The sequence below is a fragment of the Streptomyces sp. NTD107 genome (genome assembly GCF_059510435.1).
The window spans coordinates 772,256-787,804 of the sequence record NZ_JCAJZV010000001.1 but is presented as its reverse complement, the minus strand read 5'-3'; the positions used below and the strand labels follow the sequence as shown (position 1 = coordinate 787,804).

Here is a 15,549-nt window from a genome sequence, read left to right as displayed (position 1 = left end):
TTCCACCCGGCCCCGGCCATGGGGTACCCTCGGCCGCTCCCGCCGGCTAGTCAACTTTGAGGAATGCATGAGCGCCGCCGTCTTTCTCCCGGCTGACCCACCGCGCGCCTCCGAGGTGGCGTTCTGGCAGCCCGACGGCTCGCCACCCGCCCTGCCCGGCCGGCCACCGCCGACCGTCACGGCCGAGCCCCGCGAGCTGACCGTCGTCCTCCCGGCCGCCGGGGACACCGTGGCGGCGGTGACGGTCCCCGCACTGGTGCTGCCGGTGCGCGACGCCCTGCCGCTGCTCACCCGGGCCCGGGCCGCCGGCGCCGGCGCCGCCGCGTACTGGGGCGCCGCCGCCGTACTCGCCCTGCAACTCGCCGCCCGGGGGCGGCTGCTGCCCGGACTGAGCCCCCAGGAGTACGACGCCTGGCGGCTCGGGCCGCTGGACACCGCCGACGCCGAACGGCTGCGCGAACTCGCCGACGCCATGCCGGTGCACGCCCACGCCGTACCACTGCCCGGGGACAGCACCGGACCGGCCGACCCGCTGCGGCTGCCCGCGCCCCGCCAACTGCTGCGCGCCTTCCTCGACGCCGTCGCCGACACCCTTCCGCGCACCCCCGCCGCCGCCCTGGCCGCCGGCGGCCCCGCCTTCGCCGACCGCGCCGACCGCCCCGCCCAGCGCCGCCCCCAATTGCGCACCTGGGCCGCCGAGGTCGCCGCCGGACACGACGCCGGGGTACGGCTCTCCCTGCGGGTGGAGGCGCACGGACTCGACACCGCCCGGGGCCGGTTCCGCGCCGTGGCCCAACTGCACAGCCTCACCGACCCCACCGTCGTCGCCGACGCCGCGCAGGTCTTCGCCGGCACCGCCCCGGCCGGCGCCTTCTCCCCCACCGCCCGCACCAACGCCCTGCTGACCCTGCGCCGCGCGGCCACCGCCTGGGACGCCCTCACCCCACTGCTGTCCGCCGCCGTCCCCGACGCCGTCGACCTCGCCGACGAGGAGATCGCCGAACTCCTCGGCGCGCCCGTCTCCCGCGCGCTGACCGCCGCCGGCGTCCAGGTGCACTGGCCCCGCGACCTGGTGCGTACCCTCAGCACCCACGCCGTCGTCGGCGCCGACGACGACCGCTCCGCGAGCGGCCCCGGCACCGGCCTGCTCTCCCCCGACGCCCTCACCGCCTTCGACTGGCGGTTCGCCCTCGGCGACACCCCGCTCACCCGCGCGGAACTCGACCGGCTCGCCGAATCCGGCCGCCCCCTGGTCCGGCTGCGCGACCAGTGGGTACTGGTGGACCCCGAGGCGCTGCGCCGCGCCCGGGCGCGCCCCGAACGCAAGCTCACGGCGGTGGAGGCGTTGCGCGCCGCGCTCACCGGCCGGGTGGAGGGCGAGCACGCCGGTGACACCGACGATCAGGAGCAGATCGAGGTACGGGCCACCGGCGCGCTGGAAGAGCTGCGCCGCCAACTCGCCGACCCCGAGAGCCCCCTGCACCGGCCCGTGCCGCAGCCGCCCGCGCTCACCGCCACCCTGCGCGACTACCAGCTGCGCGGTCTTGGCTGGCTGCACCGGCTGACCTCGCTCGGCCTGGGCGCGGTGCTCGCCGACGACATGGGTCTGGGCAAGACCATCACGCTCATCGCGCTCCATCTGCACCGCCGCACCCTCGACGGACCGTGCGGGCCGACCCTGGTGGTGTGCCCGGCCTCACTGCTGGGGAACTGGCAGCGGGAGATCGAGACGTTCGCCCCCGGCACGCCGGTGCGCCGCTACCACGGCCCCGCCCGCCGGCCGGCTGACCTGGCGGACAGGGGGTTCGTGCTCACCACTTACGGCACCATGCGGCTGGACGCGGCCGAGCTGGCCGGCGCCGCCGAGTGGGACCTGGTCGTCGCGGACGAGGCCCAGCACATCAAGAACCACGCCTCCGCCACCGCGAAGGCGCTGCGCACCGTACCCGCCCGCGCCCGGGTCGCGCTCTCCGGCACCCCCGTGGAGAACAACCTCTCCGAGCTGTGGGCCATCGTGGACTGGACCACCCCCGGCCTGCTCGGCCGGCTGACCGCCTTCCGCGCCCGCTACGCCGACCCCGTCGAGTCGGGCGCCGACCCGGCCGCCGCCGAGCGGCTGTCCGCCCTGGTACGGCCCTTCCTGCTGCGCCGCCGCAAGTCCGACCCGGGCATCGCCCCGGAGCTGCCGCCGAAGACCGAGACCGACCGGGCGGTGTCGCTCACCCCCGAACAGGCCGGTCTTTACGAGGCGGTGGTGCGCGAGACGCTCGCCGAGATCGCCGACTCGCGGGGGGTGGCCCGGCGCGGGCTGATCGTCAAGCTGCTCACCTCCCTCAAACAGATCTGCAACCATCCGGCCCAGTTCCTCAAGGAGGAGAACGCGCCCCGGCTGGCGGGACGCTCGGGGAAGCTGGAGGCGTTCGACGAACTCCTGGAGAACATCCTGGCGTCCGGCGCCCAGGTGCTGGTCTTCACCCAGTACGTGCGGATGGCGCGGCTGCTGACGGAACACCTGGCGGCCCGCGCGGTGCCCGCCGCGCTGCTGCACGGCGGACTGCCGGTGGCCCGGCGCGAGGAGCTGGTACGGGACTTCCAGCGTGGTGAGCTGCCGGTGTTCCTGCTGTCGCTCAAGGCGGCCGGGACCGGGCTCAATCTCACCCGGGCCGAGCACGTCATCCACTTCGACCGCTGGTGGAATCCGGCGGTCGAGGCGCAGGCGACGGACCGCGCGTACCGCATCGGGCAGGACCGTCCCGTGCAGGTGCACCGGCTGATCGCGGAGGGGACGGTCGAGGACCGGATCGCGGCGCTGCTGCGGCGCAAGCAGTCGCTGGCGGACGCCGTGCTGGGCGGCTCCGGGGAGGCCGCGCTGAGCGAATTGACGGATGCCGAGCTGGCGGATCTGGTGACGCTGCGGAGGGTGACATGACCTGGGACGAGGAACCCCGGAACGAGAGCGAGCGGGTGTTCGCGGCACTGCCGCCGGCCCATGGGCGGGGGTTCGCGAGCAGTTGGTGGGGGGTCAGCTGGCTGAAGGCGGTGGAGGACTCGGCGCTGGAGGGCGCGCGGCTGGCGGCGGGCCGGCGGAACGCCCGGGCGGGCATGGTGGGCGCGGTGTCGGTACGGCCGGGGCGGCTGACCGCCGTGGTACGGGACCGGGACGGGGTGGGGTGGCGGGCGGATGTGACGCTGCGCCGGCTGGCGCCGGAGGAGTGGCAGCGGCTGCTGGCGGTGGTGGCGGGCGAGGCCGGGCACATCGCGGCGCTGCTGGACCGGGATGTGCCGCCGCATCTGGTGGCGGACGCTGCGGCGGCCGGGGTGGAACTGCTGCCGGGGATCGGTGATCTGGAGCCGGAGTGCGAGTGCGGGGAGTGGGACCACTGCGAGCACACGGCGGCGCTGTGCTACCAGGCGGCGCGGCTGCTGGACGAGGATCCGTGGGTGCTGCTGCTGTTGCGCGGGCGCGATGAGGAGGAGGTGCTGCGGGAGGTGCGGGCCGCCTCGGCGCCCTCCCCGGAGCCGGGGCGGAGCGCGCCGGAGGGGGTGCCGGCCGCCGAGCGGTACGCGGCGTGGGCGGCGGCCGGCGATCCCGCGCTGCCGGCCGCGCCGCCGATGGTGGAGCGGGCGGGAACGCCGCCGGCGCTGGTGCCCTGCGACGCGCCGGGGGTGGACGCGGCGGCGCTGGAGTTTCTGGCCGCCGACGCGGCGGCCCGCGCCCGGGCGCTGCTGGCGCCGGCGCTGCGGCCCGACCACGCGGGGCAGCCGGTGCCGGCCGAGTGGGAGGTGTGGCAGGACGCGGTCCGGCTGGCGGCGGGTGGCCCGGCGGATCCGGTGACGGCCCGGCTGGCGCGCGGTTGCCGGCGTACGGTGCGGGAGTTGCGGCTGGCGGTACGGGCCTGGCGGGCGGGTGGCAGCGCGGGGCTCGCGGTGCTGGAGGATCCGCCGGGGGCGGCGCCCGCCTCGGCGGTGGCCCAGTTGGCCGGCGCGTGGGCGGACGACGCGGCGGCGCGGCCCCGGCTGCGGGCGGCCGGCACGCACTGGACGGCGATCGGTGAGGGCGCGCAGTTGCGGTACGGGGCGGACGGCCGGTGGTGGCCGTTCCGCAAGGAGGCGGGCCACTGGTCGCCGGCGGGCTCCCCCGCCGGCGACCCGGCCGTCGCGTTGCTGACAGCACGGGAGGGGACCGCGGGGCCGGGGTGAGTGCCGCCGCCCCGCCGCGGGCGGGCGAGGCGCGTGCGGTGGGGCGGGTACGGAGACCCGCGAAAGCGGGCGCGGGGGCCGGGGGACCACCGGCCGGGGCCGGCCGCACCGGTTCGGGACGCGGACGGGGACCGTCGCGCCGCCGGCTCCCGTACGGCCGGTGGGCCGGGCCGGGGCCATCGGGCGGGCGGTTCCGCCGGTTCGGTGGAGTGAGGTGCCGGCACGGGCTCGCCCGGGTGGCCGGACAACGGGGGCGAAGGGCCGTGGGAGTCCCGGTACCGGGGTGGCCGTCGTGCGGGCGCCGGGCGACGGGTCCGCCCGACTCCGCGGCCCCGGCCGGCGCGGGCGGGTGCCCCCGGGCGGCGGTGCGGGCCGGCTCGCGACGCCGGTCGGATGCCGGACCGGCAGGTGGCGCCGGCACCGGGGATCGGCGGTGGGCCGCGACTGCCCGTGCCGGGCGTGTCGTCGGCAGCGCGGGGGGACACCGGCGGCGACCGGGTTCCGCCATCGGCCGGCCATCCGGCCGGTGGCGTGAGGTGTGCCGATCGGTGCCCAGGGTGGCCCGTGCCGGCGAGTTGGCACGTGGCGGGCGGGGATGGGGATGGGGCCGCCTCCTTTCGGAGGCGGCCCCATCGGGGGGTCAGGCCAGGCCGGCCAGAACCGGGTAGTAGCCACGGGACTGGCCGGTGGCGGTGGGGTGGTAGGAGTCGTTGATCGGCAGGGTCACACTGTGCAGCCATGCGTCGGACGAGCAGATCTCATGGCCGGTGAACGCCGGACGGACGTCGCCGTAGGTGAAGCCGTGATCCGCCGCCCGCTTGGCGGTGACCTCACTGAGATGGTCGGAGGCGCCGTTGATGGCGGCCCGGGACTCCTCGCTGATGCCGATCGCGCAACTGCCGGACAGTTGGTACATGCGCGGGTAGCCGAGCACGACCACCTGGGCGTTGGGGGCCTTGGCCCGGATCGCGTCGTAGACGGCGTCGAGCCGGCCGGGGAGGGTGGTGGCGATGTACTGGTTGGCGGTGGCGACTGCGGCCAGGCAGGCGCTGGTGCCGTTGAGTACGCAGGTCTGCATGCTGTCGGCGAAGCCGGCGTCGTTGCCGCCGATGCTGATGCTCACCAGTGTGGTCCCGGCGTTCAGCGGGCCGAGCTGAGTGTTGATCACATCGGTGGTGCGGGCGCCGGAGCAGGCCGTGAAGGCGAAGGAGGAGGGGGCGTTCGCGTTGGCCCACAGCTGCGGGTAGGCGACGGTGGACCGGCGGCAGTCGCCGCTGCCGCTGTCGTAGCTGCCGGCGCCGACGCCGGAGGAGTACGAGTCCCCGAGCGCCACATAGGAGGTCGCCGCGGCGGTGGGGGTGTCCTGTGCGGATGCGGCGGCGGGGGCGAGGGCGGTGACGCAGAGGGTGAGGGCCGCGGTGGCGGCCAGCTTCACCGTGCGGAGCAATGTCATGGAGCCTCCCAAGGAAGGTCTGTGGGGGGTTGGTTGGCGGTTCGCTCGGTGTGCGCCGTACCCGGCGCAAGTCGCGTCCATGCCACGGGAATTGCCGGAACGTTAAATCCAACGACAAAAGGGGCGCCTGGGTTGTGGCCGGCCCGCGGCTCTTGTCGGTTTTCTGACTTTCCCCAGGGGTTGTCGGAAGTCGGTTCGCGCTCTAGCGTGATCGAACAGCGCTGCACACATATCAACAGCACGCCGCCCGAGGAGACGCATGCACACCCGGCCCAAGGACGTCCCGCTCCCCTACTACGAGCAGCCTTCGCCCGGCACCGGCGCACTGCCGCCCCGCGCCTGGTACGCCGCCTCCGACGCCGCCCGGCTGAACCTGGGCGGCACCTGGGACTTCCGGCTCTCGCCCACCGCCGAGGGCGCGGACACCGACTTCACCAGCGACGACGCCGACCTCACCACCGGCGACTGGCACCGCGTCGCCGTCCCCGGCCACTGGGTGCTCCAGGGCCACGGCGCCCCGGCGTACACCAATGTCAGCTATCCCTTCCCGGTGGACCCGCCGCGCGTCCCCACCGAGAACCCCACCGGCGATCACCGCCATGTCTTCGACCTGCCCGCCGACTGGCCGGCCGGCGGCGACACCGTGCTGCGCTTCGAGGGCGTGGAGTCCTGTGCCCGGGTGTGGCTCAACGGCCAGGAGCTCGGCATCTTCCAGGGCAGCCGGCTGCCGCACGAGTTCGCGGTGGGCCCCCTGCTGCGGCCCGGGGGGAATGTCCTGGCGGTCCGCGTCCACCAGTGGTCGGCGGGCAGTTATCTGGAGGACCAGGACATGTGGTGGCTGCCGGGCATCTTCCGGGATGTCACCCTGCTGCACCGCCCCGAGCACTCCCCCACCGACTTCTTCACCCACGCCGGCTACGACCACACCACCGGCGAGGGCGTCCTGCGCGTCGACTCCGACCAGCCCGGCACCGTGACCGTCCCCGAACTGGGTATCGAGGTGCCCACCGGCGAGGAGGTACGCGTCCCGGTCCAGCCGTGGTCCGCCGAGCACCCCCGGCTGTACGCGGGCGAACTGGCCACAGCCGGCGAACGCATCCCGCTGCGCCTCGGCTTCCGCACCGTGGGGGTGAGCGACGGGCTGTTCCGCGCCAATGGCAAGCGGATCCTCTTCCGCGGCGTCAACCGGCACGAGTTCCACCCCGACACCGGCCGCACCGTGGACGAGGCCACCATGCGCGCCGACATCGAACTCATGAAGCGGCACAACATCAACGCGGTGCGCACCAGCCACTACCCGCCGCACCCCGCCTTCCTCGATCTGTGCGACGAGCTGGGCCTGTGGGTGATCGACGAGGCCGACCTGGAGACCCACGGCTTCTGCTACTTCCCCGACTGGCGCGGCAACCCCGTCGCCGACGACCGCTTCGTCCCCGCCCTGGTCGACCGGGCGCAGCGGATGGTGGAGCGCGACAAGAACCACCCCTGCGTGGTCATCTGGTCGCTCGGCAACGAATGCGGCGCCGGCCACGGGCTGACCGCCATGGCCTCGTGGATCCGCGAGCGCGACCCGTCCCGCGCCGTGCACTACGAGAACGACCCCACCTACCGCGACTCCGACTTCTTCTCCCGGATGTACGCCTCGCACGCTGAGGTGGAACGGATCGGGCAGCGCGCCGAGGAGCCGCTGGAGGACCCGGCCCTGGAGGCGCACCGCGCCTCGCTGCCCTTCCTGCTGTGCGAGTACGCGCACGCGATGGGCAACGGCCCCGGCGGGCTCAGCGAGTACCAGCGGCTGTTCGAGACCTACGAGCGCTGCCAGGGTGGCTTCGTGTGGGAGTGGATCGACCACGGGCTGCCCAGGCGGACCGCGGACGGGCGCCCGTACTCCGCGTACGGCGGTGACTTCGGGGAGGAGCTGCACGACGGCAACTTCGTGTGCGACGGTCTGCTCTTCCCGGACCGCACCCCCTCCCCGGGGCTGATCGAGTACAAGAAGGTCATCGAACCGGTGCGGATCACCGGGGACTCCGCGGCCGGGACGATCACCGTCCGCAACGGCCATGACTTCCTCGGTCTGGGGCACCTCGCCTTCGGCTGGCGCTACGAGGTCGAGGGGGAGCCCATCGCCTCCGGCGAGCTGACCGTGCCGGAGCTGGCCCCGGACGCGCACGCCGACCTGCCGCTGCCCGCCGTCCCCGTGACCGGAGCCACCGGCGAGGGGATCTGGACCGTGACCGCCGCGCTGGCCGCGGACACCGACTGGGCCCCTGCGGGGCACGAGGTGGCGTGGGGTCAGTTCGCGGACGCCGCACGCCCCCGTACCGCTCCGAGCGCGGGCGTGCCCGCCGTCGCACCGCGCCGGGAGGGCACCACCGTGACGCTGGGCCCCGCCGTCTTCGACGCGGCCACCGGTGAACTGCGCTCGCTCGCCGGACTGACCCTCCACCAGGGCCCCCGGCTCGACATCTGGCGCGCCCCGACCGACAACGACGAGGGTATGGAGTGGGTGAAGCAGACCCGGCTCGCCCAGCGCTGGCGTGATCTGGGCCTGCACCGGGTCCGGCACCGGGTGGACGCCGTGGAGCCGGGCGAGAGCGCGCTCACCGTACGCACCCGGGTCGCCCCGGCCGCCACCGATGTCGGGCTGGCCACCGTCTACCGCTGGACCGCGAGCGAGGACGGGGAGCTGCGGCTCGATGTCGAGGTGACCCCCGAGGGCGACTGGCAGGTGCCGCTGCCCCGGCTCGGCCTGCGCCTGGGACTGCCGGCCGGCTACGGCTTCGCCCGCTGGTACGGCGGCGGGCCCGGCGAGGCGTACCCGGACACCCGGGCCGCCGCCCGGATCGGCCGCTGGGAGGCGACCGTCGACGCCCTGCACACCCCCTATGTGCGGCCCCAGGAGAACGGCGCCCGCGACGGGGTCCGCTGGGCCGAACTGCGCCGGGCGCCCGGCACCGACGCCCCGGGGCTGCGGCTGACCGCCGGGGAGCGGCCCCTGTGGTTCGGCGCCCGCCGCTGGACCACCGAGCAGTTGGACGCGGCCACCCACACCCCGGAGCTGACGCCGGGTGACACGGTGTGGGTGCACCTGGACGCCGGGCAGCACGGCATCGGCTCGCAGTCCTGCGGCCCGGGCCCGCTGCCGCAGTATCACCTGACCCCGGAGCCGGCCTCCTTCTCGGTGGTGTTGCGCGAACTGGGCGGCCGGTGACGGCGACCACCGGGCGGGCCGGCGTCGCTGCGGCCACCGGGCTGTTCAGCCCGGTGGCCGCAGCCGCCTCCTGTGCCGCGTTCGTCCTGCTGGGCGCGCTCCAGGCGCTGTACGGTCCGGCCATCCCGGCGCTGCGCGAGGAGTTCGGGCTCTCCCCGGCGGGGGCGGGGCTGGGGCTGAGCGCCCACTTCACCGGCGGCCTGCTGGGGGTCCTCGCGGTGGACGCCATCGGCAGCCGGCTGGGCAACCGGACGCTGCTGGGCGTCGGTTGTGCGCTGATGGCGGTGGGCGGGTCGGGGTTCGCGCTGGCCGGCAGCTGGCCCTTGGCGCTGCTGGCGGCGTTCGTCGGTGGTCTGGGTTTCGGCGTGGTCGACTTCGGTCTCAACCATCTGTTCGCGGTCGGCTTCGGGGTCCGCAGCACCGCGATGCTCAATGTGCTCAACGCCTTCTTCGGCGTCGGGGCGGTGGCCGGCCCGGCGCTGCTGGCGCTGCTGGGTCCGGCCGACTACCCGTATGCCTTCGCCGGCTGCGCGGTGCTGGCCGCCGTGCTGCCACTGTTTCTGCGCGGGGTGCGCGACCGGGAGCCGGCGCCGCCGCCCCGGCCGGGCGCTCCCGGCGATCCGGCCGCGGCCCGGGTACGCCTGCTGTCCCCGGTGCTGTGCGGCTTCTTCGCGCTCTATGTGCTGAATGTGGCCGTGGAGGCGGGCACCGGCAACTGGGAGGCGAGCCATCTGGAGGCGGTGGGGTACGGCACGGCGTACGCGGCGGGCGCGACCTCGGTCTTCTGGCTGATGATGACGGTGGGCCGGTTCGCCGTGCTGCCGCTGGCGCTGCGCTGGTCCGCCGAGCGCATTCTGACGGTGTGCGGTGCGGGGCTCACCGGGGCGCTGGCCCTGACCCTGATACCGGGGGCGGCGCCGTACGCGTACGCCGCCGCCGGGCTGTTCATCGCGCCGGTCTTTCCGACCGGTCTGACCTGGCTCTACCGCACGGTGCCACAGGCCCGCCGGGCCGGGGCGTGGGTGTTCGCCGTCTCGTCACTGGGCGGGGTGGCCGCCCCGTCGGTGCTGGGGCTCGGCATCGGCATCAGCGGCATCCGCGCGGTGCCGGTGCTGCTGAGCGTGCTCTCCGCCGCCGCCCTGCTGGTCACCTGGTGGCTGGTCCGGGCCACCGCAACCGGGCTCACACCAGAAGGAAGTCGGCGTCCCCCGACTTCACACCCTGGATGAAGTCGGCCATCTCATGGCCGGAGTAGATCAGTGCGGGGCCGTCCGGGTCGGTGGACTGCCGCAGCGCCACCCGGCCGTCCCGCAGCCGCAGCGCCTCCACGCAGCTGCCGCCGTTGCCGCCGCTCCAGGGCTTGCGCCAGCCCTCGGTGGCCAGTTGGCTGGCCGGCATGCCGTTGTATATGCGATCCATGGTCAGATCTCCTTGCGAATACGACTGAGGATGACCTCAGTACGGTGCACCTGTGCGGCCTGTGCGCACATCCGGTCCAGCGCCTCCCGGAACTGTGAGACATCCTCGCGCTGGTCGAAGTACGCGGCGCCTATCAGGCTCTCCGCACAGGCGACATCGGGCAGTTCGGGGATGGGGAACCGGAAGAGGTGGAAGGGGCCGTACATCGCGGGATGCGGCCCCGCGCTGAACGGCATGATCTGGAGCCGTACATGCGGTGCGGAGACGGCCTCGATCAGCCGGGAGATCTGGGCACGCATGACGTTGGGTCCGCCGAAGGGGCGGCGCAGCACGGTCTCGTCGAGGACGACCCACAGCAGCGGTGGCTGCTTGCGCTGGAGCAGGTCCTGGCGGGCGAGCCGCAGCGCGACCAGCCGGTCGATCTCGCTGGCCGGGGCGTGCGGCATGCCCGAGCGCAGCACCGTGGCGGCGTATGCCTCGGTCTGCAACAGCCCGGGTACGTAGTGTGGTTCGTAGGCGCGGATCTGGTCGGCCTCGGCCTCCAGGGAGACGAAGGCGCTGAACCACTCGGGCAGCACATCGCGGTAGTGGTGCCACCAGCCGGGCCGGTTGGCCTCGCGGGCGAGGTTGAGGAAGCCCTCGATCTCCTCGGAGGTGGTGACTCCGTAGATCCGCAGCAGCTTTTCCACGTAGGGGACCTTGAGGCCGACCTGGGCCTTCTCCATCCGGCGGATGGTGGCGTGGGTGACGTCGAGGGCGGCGGCTGCTTCCTCGAAGGTGTACCCGGCCTCTTCGCGCAGGTCCTGGAGCCGTCTGCCCAGTACCACGCGCAAGGCGGTCGGTGCCGCGCCCGGCGTTCCTGCCACTGCCCGCCCCCATCCAGCCGCTGTCATCGGACAGCAGTGTGCCACGCACCCCGGCAAGTACAACAGAGTGATATCAACGGTTCTGTAATTTGCAGGATGCCCCTTGCCGGATGCGACGGTCAACACTCAGAGTATGGGGGTGGCTTCCTCCTCACACGCTCAGCCCTTAGAGCGTTATGACACCTCCCTTCTCGGGAACGAGCGTCTGAGCTTCCAGCTGCCCGCCGTGGACGCCTCCGTCGGCGAGGCCAGGCGCCGGGTCCGGGCCCAGCTGACCGAGTGGCGCTCGCCGGTGGAGCTGACGGACAACGCGCAGCTGGTGGTCTCGGAGCTGGTGACCAACGCGCTGCGGCACACCGGCAGCCGCTCGGTGGGCTGCGAGGTGCGGATACTGGGGTCGCTGCTGCGGATCGCGGTCTCCAGCGCGGGCTCGGGCCCGGCCGGGATGCCCACGGCCGCCACCATGGAGGACGAGGGCGGCCGGGGGCTGCTGCTGGTGTGCACGCTGGCCGAGGTGTGGGGGGTTCGGCCCAGGGACGCGGGGGGCGGGCACGTAGTCTGGGCCGACCTGGCGATCGGCCCGGCCGCGCGCTGAACGGTGCCCCGCCCGCCGGCGGGGCCATCTCCCGGCGTGCGTACCGCAGTTACCGAGAGGTTCGGCATGCAGCGCAGTGGCTCCCCGTACGTGTTGTGGTACTCCCGTCCGGCCGATGAGTGGCTGCGGGCATTGCCGGTGGGCAACGGCCGGCTCGGCGCGATGGTGTACGGCGGTACGGACACCGAGGAGTTGCAGCTCAACGAGGACACGGTGTGGGCGGGCGGGCCGCACGGGTACGACAATCCGGGGGCCGCCGCCGCGCTGCCGCGGGCCCGCCGGCTGGTCTTCGCCGGGGAGTGGGAGGCGGCGCACCGGCTGTTGGAGACCGAGGTGATGGGCCAACCGGTGCGGCAGATGCCGTATCAGACCGTGGGCAGTCTGCGGCTGGCCTTCGAGGGGGCCGGTGCGGTGAGCGGGTACCGCCGGGAGCTGGATCTGTCCCGGGCGGTGCACAGCGTGGAGTTCGTCCGGGCGGGGATACGGCACCGCCGCGAGGTGTTCGCCAGCGCCGCGGACCAGGTGATCGTGGTACGGCTGAGCGCGGACGCCCCGGGCGCGGTGGGGTTCTCGGCCTCCTTCGACAGCCCGATGGCCACCACGGCGCTCTCCCCGGACAGCGCCACCATCGCGCTGGACGGCCGCGGCGGCGACGCGGAGGGGATCGCCGGCCGGGTGCGGTTCCGGGCGCTGGTACGGGCGCTGGCCACCGGGGGCGCGGTCTCCTCGGCGGACGGGGTGCTGCGGGTGTCGGGGGCCGACACGGTGACCCTGCTGATCTCGGCAGGCACCAATCACGTCGACTGGCAGGATCTGGGAGGCGATCCGGCGGCCCGGGCGCTGCGCGATCTGACCGGGGCCGCCGGACGGCCGTACCAGGCGCTGCTGGAACGTCATGTGACCGATCACGCGGCCCTGTTCGACCGTGCCGCGCTGGAGATCCCGGCGACGGAGGCGGCGGGGCTGCCCACCGATGAGCGGGTCGCGGCGTTCGGGGACGGCAGCGCCGATCCGCAGTTGGCCGCGCTGTACTTCCACTACGGCCGCTATCTGCTGATCGCGGCCTCCCGGCCCGGCAGCCAGCCGGCCAATCTCCAGGGGCTGTGGAACGACCTGACCGATCCCCCGTGGGGCTCGAAGTACACCATCAACATCAACACCGAGATGAACTACTGGCCGGCCGGTCCGGCGAACCTGCTGGAGTGCTGGGAACCGCTGTTCGCCCTGCTGCACGACCTGCGGATCACCGGTGCGCGCAGCGCGAAGGAGATGTACGGGGCGCGCGGCTGGGTCACGCACCACAACACGGATCTGTGGCGGGGCACCGCGCCGGTGGACGGGGCGACCTGGGGGATGTGGCCCACCGGCGGGGCCTGGCTGTCGCTGGCGGTGTGGGAGCGCTATCGCTTCACCGGGGACGCGGAGCGGCTGCGCGCCGACTATCCGGTGCTGGCGGAGGCGGCCCGGTTCTTCCTGGACGCGCTGGTGGTCGATCCGGACACCGGCCATCTGGTGACCGTTCCGTCGATCTCCCCGGAGAACGCGCACCACGAGGGCGTGGGCGGCACGCTGTGTGCCGGGCCGACCATGGACGGGCAGATCGTACGGGATCTGTTCGCGGCGGTGGACTCCGCCGCCGGGGTGCTGGCGGTGGACGAGGAGTTGCGCGCGGAGGTGCGGGCCGCCGCGGACCGGCTGCCGCCGATGCGGGTGGGCGGCCAGGGGCAGTTGCAGGAGTGGCAGCAGGACTGGGACGCCCTGGCCCCCGAGCAGGGACACCGGCACATCTCGCATCTGTACGGGCTGCACCCCGGGGCGCAGATCACCCGGCACACCCCCGAGTTGTTCGACGCGGCGCGGGTGACGCTGGAACAGCGCGGGGACGCGGGAACCGGCTGGTCACTGGGATGGAAGATCAACTTCTGGGCGCGGCTGGCGGCCGGCGACCGTTCGTACAAGCTTCTGACCGATCAGCTGACGCCGGAGCGGACCGCGCCGAATCTCTTCGATCTGCATCCGCCGTTCCAGATCGACGGCAACTTCGGGGCGACCGCGGGGATCACCGAGTGGCTGGTGCAGAGTCACGGCGCGGAGCTGGAACTGCTGCCGGCGCTGCCGGGGGCGCTGCCACGGGGCCGGGTGCGCGGGCTGCTGGCGCGCGGCGGCTTCGAGGTGGAGCTGTCCTGGTCGGGCGGCGCGCTGACCGAGGCCCGGATCGGCTCCCGCGCGGACGGAACCGCCCGGGTCCGTACGGCTGAGCCGGTGACGGTCACGGTGAACGGTGCCGAGGTGGCCGCCGAGCGGGAGGCGGACGGGGTGACGGTGTTCGGGACCCGGGCCGGGGAGGTCTATTTGCTCACGCCGCGCGGGTGAGCCGGGTGGTGGCCATGGCACGCAGGGCGCGGGCGCCGGACAGCCCCATGACCACCGCCAGGGAGCCGAAGCCGAGGGCGAGGGCGTACGCCCAGCGGGGCCCGTGGTGCTCGACGACCACGCCGGTCAGGGCGACGCCCCCCGCCCGGCCGACGCCGACGGCGGTGGACAGCCAGGTGAGGCCCTCGGTGAGCATGTGGGCGGGGACGCCCTCGCGGACCAGGCTGTAGCCGGCGATGATCGCGGGCGCGGTGAGCATGCCGGCGAACAGCGAGATGGCCCACAGGGCGGGGACGCCGGGCATGGCCCACAGCGGGGCCATGCCCGCCACCACGGAGGCGATGGTGAGCAGGAAGAGCCGGTCCAGCGACAGCGACCAGTCGCGGGCTCCGTACCACAGGCCGCCGATCGCGGAGCCAACGGCGTAGGTGCCCAGGACGGCGCCGGTCATCCAGGTCCGGCCGTAGTGGTCGACGAAGGCGATGGTGGCGAGTTCGAAGGCGGCGAACATGGCGCCGGTGAACAGGTAGACGGCGCACATCCAGGGCATGCCGTGCGCGGTGATGGCCCGGGTACGGACCGGGCGGGGTGGGGCGACCGGCGGCTCGGTGCCGCGCTGGCCGGCCAGCAGCAGACAGCCGGTCACCCCGGTGAGCGCGGCGGCGACGACGCCGGCGGCGGGGTGGCCGAGGACGGCGAAGGCGACCAGCAGCGGGCCCACGGCCCAGATCAGCTCGTCGGCGACGGATTCGAAGGAGAAGGCGGACTTGAGCAGCCGGCCGCTGCCGTGACCTTCGGCCAGATGGCTCCAGCGGGCCCTGACCATCGCGCCGACCGGTGGCATGAAGGCGCCGAAGGCCGCTCCGGTGGCGCACAGCAGCCACACCGGGGCGTCCAGTTGTGCGGCCAGCAGGAACAGCGTGGCGGCGGTGCCGAACGCGGCGGCCAGCGGGCGCAGCACCCGGCGCTGACCGAAGCGGTCGATGAGATAGCCGAGTTGCGGAACGATCAGCGCGAAGCACAGGGCGCCGGCGGCGGAGACCAGGCCGGCGGTGGCGTAGCTGTCGGTGATCGCGGTGACGAGGAACACGGTGCCGAGGCTGAGCATCGCGGTGGGCATCCGGCCGATGACACCTGCCGCGATGAACCGTTTGGCGCCCGGCACCCGGAAGATTTCACCGTAGCTCCGCAGCCCTGCGGCACTTTGTCCCATGTTCCCGCATCATTCCGGTCGCCGAGGGGGCCCGCACCCGGTTTTCGCCCCAGGCGTAGCGCCCGCCCCATCCGGTCGGATGAACGCCAGGAGACGGCAGGGGAAACGATGGGCAGCGGATGTGTGCGTGGCGCGGACCTGATGCGTGCGGTTACGGGGGGATACCGCAGTGGCCGCGGGGGTCGGGCAGGATGGGCGGGACAACGGATATACCGG

10 protein-coding genes are annotated in these 15,549 nt (G+C 74.0%); 6 read left to right on the top strand and 4 right to left on the bottom strand.

Annotated features, from left to right (window positions below; all coding sequences use genetic code 11):
* Positions 1–67 precede the first annotated feature (67 nt).
* Positions 68–2,929 (top strand): SCO1167/SCO6262 family helicase, encoded by a 2,862-nt coding sequence (locus tag AC5WRL_RS03470; RefSeq protein ID WP_496086735.1) that lies wholly within the window; start codon positions 68–70, stop codon positions 2,927–2,929.
* Entirely contained in the window at positions 2,926–4,200 is a 1,275-nt protein-coding gene (locus AC5WRL_RS03465; RefSeq protein WP_496086734.1) for an SWIM zinc finger family protein, read from the top strand. The genes AC5WRL_RS03470 and AC5WRL_RS03465 overlap by 4 nt, the downstream gene beginning before the upstream one ends.
* 640 nt (positions 4,201–4,840) lie before the next feature.
* Here the strand turns inward: AC5WRL_RS03465 and AC5WRL_RS03460 are convergent.
* On the bottom strand, positions 4,841–5,653 hold the full coding sequence (locus AC5WRL_RS03460; RefSeq protein WP_496086733.1) for an SGNH/GDSL hydrolase family protein: 813 nt from the start codon (positions 5,651–5,653) through the stop codon (positions 4,841–4,843).
* Between the two features lie 259 nt (positions 5,654–5,912).
* Between AC5WRL_RS03460 and AC5WRL_RS03455 the strand changes: the two genes are divergently transcribed.
* The gene (locus AC5WRL_RS03455) at positions 5,913–8,867 is read left to right on the top strand and encodes a glycoside hydrolase family 2 TIM barrel-domain containing protein (RefSeq protein ID WP_496086732.1); all 2,955 of its coding nucleotides are present in this window, start codon (positions 5,913–5,915) and stop codon (positions 8,865–8,867) included.
* Positions 8,864–10,096, top strand: a complete 1,233-nt coding sequence (locus tag AC5WRL_RS03450) for an MFS transporter (RefSeq protein ID WP_496086731.1) — start codon at positions 8,864–8,866, stop codon at positions 10,094–10,096. The genes AC5WRL_RS03455 and AC5WRL_RS03450 overlap by 4 nt, the downstream gene beginning before the upstream one ends.
* Here AC5WRL_RS03450 and AC5WRL_RS03445 read toward each other — a convergent pair.
* On the bottom strand, positions 10,050–10,286 hold the full coding sequence (locus AC5WRL_RS03445) for a DUF397 domain-containing protein (RefSeq protein ID WP_496086730.1): 237 nt from the start codon (positions 10,284–10,286) through the stop codon (positions 10,050–10,052). The genes AC5WRL_RS03450 and AC5WRL_RS03445 overlap by 47 nt on opposite strands.
* Before the next feature lie 2 nt (positions 10,287–10,288).
* The gene (locus AC5WRL_RS03440) at positions 10,289–11,113 is read right to left on the bottom strand and encodes a Sco1979 family transcriptional regulator (protein ID WP_496086729.1); all 825 of its coding nucleotides are present in this window, start codon (positions 11,111–11,113) and stop codon (positions 10,289–10,291) included.
* A 265-nt stretch (positions 11,114–11,378) separates the two neighbouring features.
* Here AC5WRL_RS03440 and AC5WRL_RS03435 point away from each other — a divergent pair, with 265 nt between their 5' ends.
* Positions 11,379–11,747, top strand: coding sequence for an ATP-binding protein (locus tag AC5WRL_RS03435; RefSeq protein ID WP_496086728.1), 369 nt, complete (start codon positions 11,379–11,381; stop codon positions 11,745–11,747).
* Positions 11,748–11,813: 66 nt separating this feature from the next.
* Positions 11,814–14,120, top strand: coding sequence for a glycosyl hydrolase family 95 catalytic domain-containing protein (locus tag AC5WRL_RS03430; protein WP_496086727.1), 2,307 nt, complete (start codon positions 11,814–11,816; stop codon positions 14,118–14,120).
* Here the strand turns inward: AC5WRL_RS03430 and AC5WRL_RS03425 are convergent.
* Positions 14,104–15,333, bottom strand: a complete 1,230-nt coding sequence (locus AC5WRL_RS03425; RefSeq protein WP_496086726.1) for an MFS transporter — start codon at positions 15,331–15,333, stop codon at positions 14,104–14,106. The two genes, AC5WRL_RS03430 and AC5WRL_RS03425, sit on opposite strands and share 17 nt — an antisense overlap.
* Between the last annotated feature and the right edge of the window lie 216 nt (positions 15,334–15,549).

Coding starts and splice junctions, on each gene's coding strand:
- AC5WRL_RS03445 (WP_496086730.1), bottom strand. CDS start 10,286: ATGGATCGCATATACAACGGCATGCCGGCCAGCCAACTGGCCACCGAG.
- AC5WRL_RS03460 (WP_496086733.1), bottom strand. CDS start 5,653: ATGACATTGCTCCGCACGGTGAAGCTGGCCGCCACCGCGGCCCTCACC.
- AC5WRL_RS03470 (WP_496086735.1), top strand. CDS start 68: ATGAGCGCCGCCGTCTTTCTCCCGGCTGACCCACCGCGCGCCTCCGAG.
- AC5WRL_RS03465 (WP_496086734.1), top strand. CDS start 2,926: ATGACCTGGGACGAGGAACCCCGGAACGAGAGCGAGCGGGTGTTCGCG.
- AC5WRL_RS03455 (WP_496086732.1), top strand. CDS start 5,913: ATGCACACCCGGCCCAAGGACGTCCCGCTCCCCTACTACGAGCAGCCT.
- AC5WRL_RS03430 (WP_496086727.1), top strand. CDS start 11,814: ATGCAGCGCAGTGGCTCCCCGTACGTGTTGTGGTACTCCCGTCCGGCC.
- AC5WRL_RS03425 (WP_496086726.1), bottom strand. CDS start 15,333: ATGGGACAAAGTGCCGCAGGGCTGCGGAGCTACGGTGAAATCTTCCGG.